General features: G+C 70.5%; 12 protein-coding genes and 1 tRNA gene. 5 read left to right on the top strand and 8 right to left on the bottom strand.

The window, feature by feature from the left end:
• Positions 1-28: 28 nt before the first annotated feature.
• Positions 29-250, bottom strand: a complete 222-nt coding sequence (locus tag ABLG96_RS08665) for a DUF3618 domain-containing protein (RefSeq protein WP_353650947.1) — start codon at positions 248-250, stop codon at positions 29-31.
• A gap of 61 nt (positions 251-311) precedes the next feature.
• On the opposite strand from ABLG96_RS08665, the gene ABLG96_RS08660 reads away from it, so the two are divergent.
• The 4 genes from ABLG96_RS08660 to ABLG96_RS08645 all read left to right on the top strand — a co-directional run bounded on the left by ABLG96_RS08660 (position 312) and on the right by ABLG96_RS08645 (position 5,579).
• Entirely contained in the window at positions 312-803 is a 492-nt protein-coding gene (locus tag ABLG96_RS08660; protein ID WP_353650946.1) for a peroxiredoxin, read from the top strand.
• Positions 804-840: 37 nt separating this feature from the next.
• Positions 841-917, top strand: a tRNA-Leu gene (locus ABLG96_RS08655).
• A 304-nt stretch (positions 918-1,221) separates the two neighbouring features.
• A complete protein-coding gene (locus ABLG96_RS08650) occupies positions 1,222-2,388 on the top strand; it encodes a hypothetical protein (protein ID WP_353650945.1) in 1,167 nt (388 codons plus the stop codon).
• An 83-nt stretch (positions 2,389-2,471) separates the two neighbouring features.
• Positions 2,472-5,579: a glycoside hydrolase family 2 TIM barrel-domain containing protein gene (locus ABLG96_RS08645; protein ID WP_353650944.1), complete on the top strand. Its 3,108-nt coding sequence runs from the start codon at positions 2,472-2,474 to the stop codon at positions 5,577-5,579.
• Between the two features lie 54 nt (positions 5,580-5,633).
• On the opposite strand, the gene rdgB is transcribed toward ABLG96_RS08645, so the two are convergent.
• The 7 genes from rdgB to clpS all read right to left on the bottom strand — a co-directional run bounded on the left by rdgB (position 5,634) and on the right by clpS (position 10,436).
• Complete coding sequence (gene rdgB / locus ABLG96_RS08640; RefSeq protein ID WP_353650943.1) at positions 5,634-6,245, bottom strand: RdgB/HAM1 family non-canonical purine NTP pyrophosphatase; 612 nt, start codon at positions 6,243-6,245, stop codon at positions 5,634-5,636.
• Positions 6,245-7,012: a ribonuclease PH gene (gene rph, locus ABLG96_RS08635; protein WP_353651434.1), complete on the bottom strand. Its 768-nt coding sequence runs from the start codon at positions 7,010-7,012 to the stop codon at positions 6,245-6,247. Before rph ends, rdgB begins: the two co-directional genes overlap by 1 nt.
• A gap of 29 nt (positions 7,013-7,041) precedes the next feature.
• The gene (gene murI / locus ABLG96_RS08630; RefSeq protein ID WP_353650942.1) at positions 7,042-7,866 is read right to left on the bottom strand and encodes a glutamate racemase; all 825 of its coding nucleotides are present in this window, start codon (positions 7,864-7,866) and stop codon (positions 7,042-7,044) included.
• A complete protein-coding gene (locus ABLG96_RS08625; protein WP_353650941.1) occupies positions 7,867-8,619 on the bottom strand; it encodes a rhomboid family intramembrane serine protease in 753 nt (250 codons plus the stop codon). It lies immediately after the preceding gene.
• 85 nt (positions 8,620-8,704) lie between these two features.
• Positions 8,705-9,571, bottom strand: a complete 867-nt coding sequence (locus tag ABLG96_RS08620) for an aminoglycoside phosphotransferase family protein (protein ID WP_353650940.1) — start codon at positions 9,569-9,571, stop codon at positions 8,705-8,707.
• Positions 9,572-9,605: 34 nt separating this feature from the next.
• Positions 9,606-10,145 (bottom strand): DUF2017 domain-containing protein, encoded by a 540-nt coding sequence (locus tag ABLG96_RS08615; RefSeq protein ID WP_353650939.1) that lies wholly within the window; start codon positions 10,143-10,145, stop codon positions 9,606-9,608.
• Positions 10,146-10,148: 3 nt separating this feature from the next.
• Positions 10,149-10,436, bottom strand: coding sequence for an ATP-dependent Clp protease adapter ClpS (clpS, locus tag ABLG96_RS08610; protein ID WP_353650938.1), 288 nt, complete (start codon positions 10,434-10,436; stop codon positions 10,149-10,151).
• 345 nt (positions 10,437-10,781) lie between these two features.
• On the opposite strand from clpS, the gene ABLG96_RS08605 reads away from it, so the two are divergent.
• Entirely contained in the window at positions 10,782-12,083 is a 1,302-nt protein-coding gene (locus tag ABLG96_RS08605) for a nicotinate phosphoribosyltransferase (protein ID WP_353650937.1), read from the top strand.
• Positions 12,084-12,122 lie beyond the last annotated feature (39 nt).

Here is a 12,122-nt window from a genome sequence, read left to right as displayed (position 1 = left end):
GAGACCTCTTCCTGCGAGGGTACGCAGCTCAGCGGAAGATGCGCCGCACGACGAGTGCGACGACCAGCACACCGACCCCGATCAGCGGGAACTTGACCTTCGGATCGGCCAACGTGGCCCGCAGGGTCTGCTTGGTGCGCTCGGCGACGTTCTTCGGGTTCGTGCGATCGGTGATCTCGTCGACGGCCACGCCCAGAGCATCACGGGCGCGCTCGATCTCTGCCTGGATCGTCTTGACGTCGCGTGCCATTCGCTCTCCTCAGTCATCGTGGTCCGCACCTCACCGGCGTTCCGCTCGCTAGCCTAGACGCATGTCCGCAGACTCCCCCGCCGCCGGTCAGGTACCCGCTGTCGGCGATCTCGCACCCGCCTTCTCGCTGACGAACAGCCTCGGCGAGCAGGTGTCGCTCGCCGATTTCGCCGGTCGGTCCGTGATCGTGTTCTGCTACCCGGCGGCCGGAACCCCTGGTTGTACGACCGAGGCCTGCGAGTTCTCCGCCGCCGGCCCGACCCTGGACACCGCCGGGTACACGGTGATCGGCATCTCCCCCGACTCGCCCGCGAAGCTCGCCGGTTTCGCTGCGGACTCGTCGCTCGACCTGATCCTGCTGTCCGACCCGGACAAGGCGGTGCTGCGCTCCTTCGGCGCCTACGGCGAGAAGAAGAACTACGGGAAACTCGTCCAGGGCGTCATTCGCTCGACCTTCGTCATCGGCCCGGACGGCCGGATCGAACAGGCCCTGCGCAACGTCAAGGCCACCGGTCACGTCGCCAGGGTGCTCGCCGGCCTCGGCCTCGGCTGATCCTCCCCTGGCAGTGCCCGGCCAGTAGGATCGCTGCGGGGCCGTAGCCCAATTGGCAGAGGCACACGGTTTAGGTCCGTGCCAGCGCGGGTTCGACTCCCGTCGGCCCCACCACCGCCATCTGGCGCCGGTCGCCGCAGATCCGGGACAACACGCCGTCCCGAAGGGCCCGAATGGAGGGTCAGGGCCCTCCGCTCCTCGTTAGCCTGATCATGCGCTGCATCCCCATCAGTGGATCCCGGCCAGTTGGCCTTCGAACACCGCAGACCGTGCCCGCCCCAGACCCACGACCGCCCGAGGTGACCAGATGTCCGGACCCGACCAACCAGCACCGCCGTACCAACCAGCACAGCCGCACCAACCAGCACAGCCGCACCAGCCAGCACAGCCGCACCAGCCCAACCGCCAGCAGGACGGCGTGGAAGCCGACGAGTCGGAGACCACCGTCGTCGACGCGCGGTCGTTGGGCGCCGACGAGTCCGGTCAGCCGCCTGCCGGCGACGTCCCACAGGCGTGGTCCAGCTCTGCCGACGAGAGCGTGCCGACCACCGCGACCCCGTATCCCCGCGCGTATCGCCAGGTCGACGAGGACGATCCCACCGACGCGCCGCTCGATGACACCCCGGGCACCTTCGGCGGGGCCTCTGCTCCGGAGTCCGCCGGCGAGCGCGGTTCCTCGCCGTACGACGCCAGGTCCACAGCAGCCATCCCGGCCGTCCCCCCGGCCGCACCGCAGGCCCCGTCGGCCCCCGACGACCAGACGTCGGCCACGCCCGCGGCCGACGACGATCAGCACCAGGACCTCCTCCCCTCTTCCGGTCCCGCACAGCATTCGAGCGCCCAGGAGCCAGCCTCCACGGGGGGCCCGGAAGCCACCGCCGCGTACCAGCCGTTCCAGTCGACTGCACAACCGGCGGTGGCGCCGTTCCCGGCCCCCACAGCCGACAGCGCAGCGGACGACGCGACCAGAGCCCTCCCGAAGAGCGACCTCGGAAAGGACCCGTTCGCTCGGCCCTACCCGCCCGCCGCGGAACCGCTGGCGCAGCCCGAATACATCCCACCACCGCCCCAGCCCGCGGCCCCGGACGAACGGGACACGTTCATCGGGCAGCCTGCCCGGCCCGACGAGCCCGATCTGCTGCCGGAGAAGCGTCGGGTCTGGCAGAACCTGCTCGGGGCGCTGATCGGCCTGGTGCTGGTGCTCGGTCCGATCGTCGGATTCGCGCTGCTGGCCGGGACTCCGGACTCGTTGTTCGACGCGGCCGTCGCGCGCCGTTTCCTGCTGCTCGGAATCATCGCGGTGGCCGCTGTCCCGGCCCTGCTGGCCGGCTGGGCGCCGGCGACCGCCTGGCTGCCCGGCGGGATCCTTGCCGTCGTCGGAGCGATCGCATTCCTGAGCAACTCCTTCACCGTCCGGTTGCGCAGCTGGTCGAAGAGCCTGCTCGACACGGAGGTGGCCGGCTCCTTCCTGGCCCAGTACGCCGTCGTGATCGGGCTGGTCCTGCTGTTCGCCGGGCTCGGCGCTGCCTGGGCGCGGAGCTCCGGCGCGGACTCGATGATCAGGCGCATCCCCACCCGCGGTTGAGCTGAGCCGTCCCCCGGTCCGACGCACACCTCCGGGCCGGGGTGCGGGAGTGAGGCCGCACGCGGTCGTGGCATCCTCTGGAGGTGTTCCAGAGCCCCGGCTACCTCACTGATCCCACCCCCGGCCACGGGCGGCAGTTGCCGCCGCGATCCTGGTTGTCCTCGGACGCCCCTCGACTGTCCTTGAACGGTGACTGGGCGTTCCGGTTGTCGCCCACCGCCGCGGGGACGGACCATCCCGCTGTCTCGCCGGCGGACAGCTCGACGGACGGCGCGACGGACGGCGCGTTCGCGGCTCCGGGCTTCGACGACAGCGACTGGGACTCACTTCCGGTGCCCTCGCACTGGGTGCTGCACGGCGAGGGCAGCTACGGCCGGCCCTGGTACACCAACGTGCAGTACCCCTTCCCGATTGATCCGCCGTTCGTCCCCGACGCCAACCCGACCGGTGATCACCGGCGGTCGATCGACGTGCCGCAGGAGTGGGCGGACGCCGGTCGGATCGTGCTGCGGTTCGACGGCGCCGAATCGATGATCCGGGTGTGGGTCAACGGATCCGAGGTCGGTGTCGCGACCGGGAGCAGGCTGGCCACCGAGTTCGATGTGACGGAGCAGATCCGGTGCGGCGACAGCAATGTGGTCGCCGTGCGGGTGCACCAGTGGTCTGCAGCGAGCTATCTGGAGGACCAGGACCAGTGGTGGATGCCCGGCATCTTCCGCGACGTCACGCTCCTGGCGCGGCCGACCTCGGGCATCGATGACGTCTGGCTCCGCACCACGTACGCGACTGACGGCAGCGGCACCATCGATCCCGAGATCACTGCTGCGGCAACGGCATTCCCCGTCACGGTGTCGGTCCCCGAGCTCGGAGTGGACGTCACCTTCGGTGAACCCGCTGCGGTGACGACGATCCCGATCGCCGCCGTCGGACCCTGGTCGGCCGAGGTGCCGCGACGCTACGCGGCGACGGTGTCCAACGCGGCCGAGACGATCTCGCTCCAGCTGGGCTTCCGGACCGTGGAGATCGTCGGTGACCAGTTGCTCGCGAACGGTCGCCGGCTGGTGTTCCACGGCGTCAACCGGCACGAGACGCACCCGGAGCGTGGCCGGGTGTTCGACGAGGTGTGGGCCAGGCAGGATCTGGCTCAGATGAAGCGGCACAACGTGAACGCCATCCGGACCAGCCACTACCCGCCGCATCCCCGGCTGCTGGATCTCGCCGACGAGCTCGGACTGTGGGTCGTGCTGGAGTGCGACTACGAGACCCACGGATTCGAGCACATCGGTGCGGAGACGTCCGCGGACGTCCGGCCGGGATGGATCGGCAACCCGAGCGATGACCCGCAGTGGCGCGCTGCCCTGCTCGACCGGATCCGACGTACCGTCGAGCGCGACAAGAACCACCCGAGCATCGCCATCTGGTCGTTGGGCAACGAGGCCGGAACAGGGTCGAACCTGGCCGCGATGGCTGCCTGGGTCCACGATCGCGATCCGTCGCGCCCGGTGCACTACGAGGGTGACTACACCGGCGAGTACACCGACATCTATTCGCGGATGTACGCCACCGTGCTCGAGGTGCAGTCGATCGGCGGTGACGACCCGGCTGCGGCGACCCCGCTGATGGGGTGCAACGCTGCGCAGGCCGTCCGGCAGCGGAGCAAGCCGTTCCTGCTGTGCGAGTACGTCCATGCGATGGGCAACGGCCCGGGAGCCATCGACGACTACGAGGATCTCGTCCACCGTTTCCCCCGACTGCACGGCGGATTCGTCTGGGAGTGGCGCGACCACGGCATCCTGACCACCACCGCCGACGGGACGCCGTTCTACGCGTACGGAGGTGACTTCGACGAGCCGGTCCACGACGGCAACTTCGTGATGGACGGTCTGGTGCTCAGCGACGACACCCCCAGTCCCGGTCTGCACGAATGGGCCGCGGTCGTCCAGCCGCTGCAGTTCTCGCTCGACGCCGGCCGGCTGACCGTCCGGAATCTCAGACACACCGCGGACACCGGCGATCTGACGCTGCGGTGGCGGCGGGAGGTCGACGGACGCGCGGGGCAGGACGCCGTCGGTGAGCTCACGCTGCTCGTCGAGGCCGGGGTCGACGGTTCGGTCGACCTGCCGGCAGAGGCGTTGCTCGTCGGCGATGCCGGCGAGACCTGGTTGTCCGTCGAAGCGGCCACCGCTGCGGAAAGTGCCTGGGCCGAGGCCGGGCACGTCGTCGCGCGAGCGCAGTTCGACCTCTCACCCGCCCGCAGCGCACTCTCCCGGCAGGCTGCGGCAAGCCTGCTCACCTCGGCCGTTCCGCAGAGTCTGGTGATCGGTACCGCGACCTTCACCTCCGGGGAGCTGGTCTCGCTGGGCGGGCTGCCGGTCAGCGGACCGCTGCTGGAGCTCTGGCGTGCGCCCACCGACAACGACGAGGGCGATGACCGCGGCAGCCTGGAACTCGGCCCGCCGGGACCGCTCGGGCTCGGAGTGCCTGGCCCGTCCAGCGCCACCCGCTGGCGCGCAGTCGGTCTCGACCGGATCACCCACCGGTGCGAGAGCATCGAGCATGCGGACGGAGTGCTGCGGATCGTCAGCCGGTCGGCGGCCGCCGACCGCGCTGAGTGGGTCAGGACCACCGCGACCTGGTCGAAGCAGGACGGCGCCACTCGACTGGACCTGAACATCGAACCGTCGGCCGACTGGCGGGTCACCTGGCCACGGGTCGGCGTCAGCTGGCAGTTGCCGTCGGAGATCTCAGCGGCTCACTGGTTCGGCCTCGGGCCCGGCGAGTGGTACCCGGACAGCGTCCGTGCCACTCGGGTCGGTCGCTTCGACGCCACCCTGCAGGAGCTGGCGACCGAGTACGCCAGGCCGCAGGAGACGGGTCATCGCGCCGGATTGCGTGAACTCGTGCTGCTCGCAGGCGACACGCCGACCCTGACGATCACTGCGCTCCCGGGGGGCTGCGGGAGCAGGCCGGGATTCACCCTCAGCCGGTGGACGGCCGAAGAGCTGACTGCGGCAGCGCACCCGCACGAGCTGCCGACGCCGAGCTCGACCTGGCTGACCATCGACGCCGCAGTGCACGGTCTGGGCTCCCGCGCCTGCGGGCCGGATGTCTGGCCGACCGCCCAGCTGCACCCGCAATCACATCGGCTGTCGCTGCTGTTCTCCGCGGTCGAGGCGGCCGCGGACCGGTGACGTGGTGCGCCGGCCGCCGCGTCGGGGACCTGCACAGCGAGCGGGTGGCGCAGGTCAGCTGCTGAGCAGCTCCAGCAGCGCGGGCAGGATCGCAGCGGTGGCCAGCCCGCGATGGGACAGTGCATCCTTCTCCGAGGCGGCGAGCTGCGCGCTGCTGCGGCCGTCGGCATCGTCCGGGCGGAACAGCGGGTCGTAACCGAACCCGTTGTCGCCCAACTGTTCCCGCAGAATCACCCCGCGCCAGCGACCGAGCTCGACGATGGTCGACCCGCCCGGTACGGCCAGCGCGAGCGCACACACGAACTCCGCGCCGCGGCGCTCGTCGGGTGTGTCCCGGAGCTGCGCGAGCAGCAGTGCGTTGTTGGCCTCGTCGTCGCCGTGGGTGCCGGCCCAGCGAGCCGAGAGCACCCCTGGCATCCCGCTCAGCGCGTCGACCGCGAGCCCGGAATCATCGGCGAGGGACATCTCCCCGGTCTCCCGCGCAGCCTGCTCGGCCTTGGCGACGGCGTTCTCGGCGAACGTCGCACCGGTCTCCGGCTCCTCCGGGAACGCGGGGACGTCGGCGAGACCGACAACGGTGGCCCGGTCGCCCAGGATGCGCTGCAGCTCAGCGAGTTTCTTGGTGTTGCGAGTGGCCAGCACGACCCGGCGCGGGCGGCGGCCCATCAGAGCGCGTCCGGCCCGGCGAACTCGACGGTCTCACCGACCGGGGTGGCCAGCGCCCGCGTCTGCCAGCGCGTCAGGCGATCGATCCCCGCCAGCGCCGAGTCCAGCATCGCATCCAGGGTGCGGCGGGAGAAGGTCGCGTTCTCGGCGGTGCCCTGGACCTCGACGAGCGTGCCGGTCTCGGTGGCAACGATGTTCATGTCGACCTCGGCGCGCGAATCCTCCTCGTACGGCAGATCGAGGCGCACCTTCCCGCCGACGACGCCGACGCTCACGGCGGCGATCTGACAGGAGAGCGGCCGCGGATCCGACAACGCGTTGCGACTTCGCAGGAACTCGACGGCATCGGCCAGCGCGACATACGCGCCGGTGATCGCCGCAGTGCGGGTGCCGCCGTCCGCCTGCAGCACGTCGCAGTCGAGGGCGATGGTGTTCTCTCCCAGCGCCGACAGATCGACGCAGGCGCGCAGTGAGCGGCCGATCAGCCGGGAGATCTCGTGGGTCCGGCCCCCGACCCTGCCCTTCACCGATTCGCGGTCATTGCGGTCGTGGGTGGCGGACGGCAGCATCGCGTACTCGGCAGTCAGCCAGCCCTGGCCGGAACCCTTGCGCCAGCGCGGCACCCCCTGGGTGACCGATGCGGCGCAGAGCACCTTGGTCCCGCCGAACTCGACCAACACCGAACCGGCCGGGTGCTGCTGGAATCCTCGGGTGAACCGGATCGGGCGCAACTCGTCGTCGGCGCGGCCGTCGGCGCGGGAGGCGATCGGCGCGGTGTCTGCTGGATGCTGGGTCGTCATGGCTGGGAGCCTATGGGCACCACGTCGGACCCGAGGAATCGGCGGGCCAGTGCCGTGAACGGTCCCGGTGCGCCGGTCGCCAGGAACTCGTGCTCCGGGACGGCGTCCGGCGGCGACAGCAGGTCGAGATCGCTCAACGCTGCCGCGAGGTCGATCGCCGTCTCCAGCGCGCTGGAGACCAGGGTGACCTGCGGCCCGAGCACCTGCTGCAGGACGTCGACGAGCAACGGATAGTGGGTGCAGCCCAGGATCAGGGTGTCGATCTCCGCCCGTTGCAACGGGTCGAGGTAGGCCTGCGCAAGCCCGGTGACCTGCCGGCCGCTGGTCAACCCGCGCTCGACGAAGTCGACGAAGCTGGGGCAGGCCTGCTGGACGACGTGCAGCTCGTCGCCGCCGGGGAGGGCGGCGACCGTACGCGGATAGGCACCGGAGTCGACGGTGGCGACGGTGGCGATCACCCCGATCCGTCCCGAGCGGGTGACCCGGGCAGCGGTGCGGGCGGCCGGTGTGATCACCTCGAGCACCGGAACCCGATACTGCGCCACCGCCTGGGCGTGGGCGCCGGCAGCAGCCGCGGTGTTGCAGGCGATCACGATCGCCTTGCATCCCGCCAGCACCAACGACTCGATCACGGAGCCGGTGAGCCGGCGGATCTGCTCGTCCGGCAACGGACCGTAGGGGGCGTTCGCGGTGTCGCCGACGTACCGGATGCTCTCCTGCGGCAAAAGATCCATCACCGCACGCACCACCGTCAGGCCACCCACCCCGGAGTCGAGGATGCCGATCGGCGCACGCCGGTCTGGTCGCTGCGAGGCGTCCACTCAGGCGCTGACGGCGGCGCGGCGCGGGCCGTCCGCCCTGGCCACCAGGAAGGCGGCGAGCACGCCGCCGATCGCCCCGAACAGGTGTGCCTGCCAGGAGATCCCGGAGTAGCCCAGGAAGTCCTTGACGCCGGCGCCGATGATGCCGCTCCACAGCGTGCCGCCCCAGAGCACCAGCAGCACCAGACCGACCAGGATCTGACCGATGTTGCGGGTGAAGATGCCGCGGGCCACCAGGTACGCGAGCCAGCCGAAGACGACCCCGGAGGCGCCGATCGTCAGCGAGTTCGTCGCCCCGATGACCCAGACACCGATCCCGGAGACCAGCCAGACCAGCACCGTGACGACGACGAACTGCCGCACCCCGCCGGCGAACAGCAGCAGACCGAAGATGACCAGCGGAACGGCGTTGCCCAACAGGTGCGCCCAGTTGGCGTGCAACAGCGGAGCGAACAGGATGCCGTCCAGCCCGCCGACGGAGCGCGGGATGATGCCGAACTTGTCGTTGAGGTGCCAGCCGGCGGCGAGCGAGTTGAAGATCTGCACCACGATCATCAGCCCGAGCAGCACCCCGATCGTGACGAGCGCGGGCCGCAGCTTGACGGGTGCGAGCGACCGCTTCTTCGCCGGGGCGTTCGAGGTGCCGCGGCCGCCGTCGGTGATGCCGGGGATGTTCGGGACGGCGAGCTGCGGGATGCCGTAGTCCGCCGGGACGTCACGGCCGGCGGTGGACGGGCCAGTGGGCTCTGTCATGACCCCAGAGTACGGAGCAGAGGGCTGTCGGCGACCGTTTCGCACCCTGATTCGACCCTGATTGCGAGGGTGCGGCGCCGGACCGTCAGCCCTGCATCGCCTTGACGATGCCGATCGCGGTGGTCACCTCGTCGGTGGACGCCGCTCCGCGGGCGGCGGCCGCGGCAATCCGGGCGCTGGTGCGGACCACGGTGAAGGCGCGAGCCCGCGCTGCGTCGAGCCCGGCGACGTCGCAGATCACCTCGATCCGCAGTCGCAGGTGTGCCCGGAGCCGGTACGCCCTGGCCGCTTCTGCGTCGCGGTCCCAGACTGCGGCGGCGACTGCGTAAGCCGGATCGCCGGCAAGAGCGAGGCCGGAGGTGGCGAGGTGCGGCTCACGGTGGGCTGCGACCACCGTACGGAAGTCGAGCGCAGTGGGTACCACCCGGTCCGGGGTGTCGTCATCGGCCAACGAACGGGCGTGGGCGACCGCCTCCTCGAGGAGTCGCCGCGGCAGCACGTCGGAGGCTCGGTGCAGCTCTGCCTGCATCGGTTCCAGCAGCGACGCGACGGTCCGGAGCTGGGCGGGCGCCGGCACCGCGAGCCTGCAGAGCAACCCGCCGAGCACCTCGCAGCCCTCGATCAGATCCACCGAGCTCAGGTCGGTGCCGGGGACGGGGTCCTCCACCAGCACAGCGACCCTGGCCGGGTCGGCGGCGAGCAACCGCACAGCTCCGGCGCCGGCCCAGCGACGCAGCACGATGTGCTCGGTGGAGTCGGGGGCAGCAGCCGATGGGTCTGCGTGCCGCAGCACTGCGGCGCCGGCCTGACCCGTCACCCCGCGGCGTTGGACCCGCAGCGCCACCGCACTCCCGTCGTGGGCGATGCGGCTGCGAGGGCTCAACTCCCAGTCGTGAAGCAGGGACCGGGTCACCTCGTCGAGCTCGTCGGTGTTCAGGTGGTCGGTGCTCATCCACGTGTATTCGCGGGAGTCGCTGCGGCGCAGGTCATTCCATCGAGGCGACGACCAGCGAGTCGAGCACCATGGTGAGCCACTGGTAGGTGTTCCACATCGTGTGGATCGCATCGTCCCCGTCAGCCAGCGCCGCGGGTTCCTCGTCGTCGTTCAGCCCGATCCGCTCGGCGATCGCCAGCCTCACGTCGTTGAGCGCGGTCATCCAGGCCACCGTCTGTTGCTCGTCCAGCCGAACGGTTCCGCCCCCGCGAGGGAGCGAATCCAGCAGCGTCACCGCCGCGGAGTCCTTGGCGGCGATCAGCGCCGGCTCGTGCAGCTGCCGGAGACCCGCGGCCAGCTCGGCGTCGGAGGCGTGGAAATCGGGCAGCAGCCGTCGGACCGCGGCATCCTGGGGTGCCTCTGCGGTGCCCATGGCCATTCCGGTCAGATCGGCCAGCGGATCGACGGAGTGCTCCGCGCGGCGTTCGGCCAGCAGTGAGCGCACCTGGTCGACGAGATCGCCGAGCACCGACGCCTCCACCGAGCTCAGCTGGCCGGTGAGGCGACCGAACCTCTTCCTGAACCGGTGCACGCGTCAGACGTCCTGTTGCATCGTCGCCCACAGGCCGGCGGCCTGCAGCGTTGCCACGGTGGTCTCCATCTTCTCGCGGGTTCCGGTGGAGACGGAGGCACGCCCGACGGTGTGCACGTCCATCATCAGCTTCTCCGCGACCGCTCGGGGATGACCGAGGTCGCGCATGAAGACCAAGGTCACGTAGGACATCAGGTTGACCGGGTCGTTCCACACGATCGTGACCCAGGGATGGTCGGCGTCGACCGCCTCTTGCTGGTCGCGCTCGAGGATCGGGCTCGCGCTGGACACCCGTCCAGTCTCTCATGAGCTCGGGTGGCCGCCAGCGGGACCCGATCCAGCTCGGCGCATTCCAGTCTGTCGTCCGGTGCCCGATTCGGGCGTTTCGGCGACAATCCGGAATGCGGCTGGGGGTGGCCTGCACCAGTTGCCGTCAGCGGGGCCCGATCCAGCTCGGCGCATTCCAGTCTGTCGTCCGGTGCCCGATTCGGGCGTTTCGGCGACACTCTGGAATGCGGCTGAGAGGTGGCCTGAACCGGTTGCCGTCAGCGGGACCTGGACCGGCTCGGCGCATTCCAGTCTGTCGTCAGTGACCGCAGTCCTCGGCCTGATCTGGCGGCCCCCTATCGTGAACGGATGACTCAGTTCCCGGGATCCTCCGGCTCGACGGCGTTGTTCACCGATCACTACGAGCTGACGATGCTGCAGGCGGCGATCGCCGACGGCACCGCGACGAGGCACTGCACCTTCGAGGTGTTCGCCCGGCGGCTCCCCCAGGGCCGCCGGTACGGGATCGTCGCCGGCACCGGACGGTTGCTCGACGCGATCGAGCACTTCCGGTTCAACGACATCGAACTCGAGCGACTGGTGCCGATCCTGGACGAGGCGACGGTGCAGTTCCTGGCCGACTACTCCTTCGACGGCGACATCGACGGCTACCCCGAGGGCGAGTTCTACTTCCCGGCCAGTCCGATCCTCAGCGTCACCGGGTCGTTCGCGTCCGCAGTGATCCTGGAGACGTTGGCCCTGTCGATCCTCAACCACGACAGCGCGATCGCCTCGGCGGCCGCCCGGATGTCCTCCGCCGCAGGCGACCGCACGCTCATCGAGATGGGATCCCGTCGTACGCACGAGGAATCGGCGGTGGCTGCCGCCCGGGCTGCCTACCTTGCCGGGTTCCACGCCAGCTCCAACCTGGAAGCCGGCCGCCGACACGGCATCCCCACCGGCGGTACGGCTGCGCACGCCTTCACCCTCCTGCACGACACCGAGGCCCAGGCGTTCGCCTCGCAGGTGGCCGCGCTGGGTGTCGGCACCACGTTGTTGGTCGACACCTACGACATCACCCGCGGGATCGAGACAGCCATCGAGGTGGCCGGCACCTCGTTGGGCGCCGTCCGCATCGACTCCGGCGATCTCGGCGTGCTGGCGCGCGCAGCCCGCGACCAGCTCGATGCGCTCGGCGCAACGCAGACCAGGATCGTGCTGTCCGGGGATCTCGACGAGTACGCCATCGCGGCGCTCCGGGCCGAACCGGTGGACACCTACGGGGTGGGGACGTCCCTCGTGACCGGCTCCGGTGCGCCCACCGCCGGGATGGTCTACAAGCTGGTCGAGGTCGACGGGCGCCCGGTGGAGAAGCGCAGCGAGAACAAGGCATCGCACGGCGGGCGCAAGTCGGCGTTCCGACGGCATCGCTCCACCGGCACCGCGACCGAGGAGGTCGTCCACCTCGCGGTCGACGCCCAGGAACTGGGCGACCACGATCGCGTGCTCCCCGTTCCGCTGGTCAGGGGCGGCGAACGGGTGCCGGGGCTGCCCGAGCTGGCCGCGTCCCGCGCCGATCTGCTCGCCCGTCGGGTCAGCCTGCCGTGGGAGGGCCTGAAGCTCTCGATCGGCGAGCCGGCCATCCCGACGACCCTGCTGCTGTCGAGCTGACGACAGCCGTGCGTACCCGCCACCGACCCGGAAGGCCTT

This window comes from Nakamurella sp. A5-74, from assembly GCF_040438885.1.
Classification (GTDB): domain Bacteria; phylum Actinomycetota; class Actinomycetes; order Mycobacteriales; family Nakamurellaceae; genus Nakamurella.
Note: the sequence above shows the minus strand (reverse complement) of the source record. Positions and strands in the feature narration are given on the sequence as shown.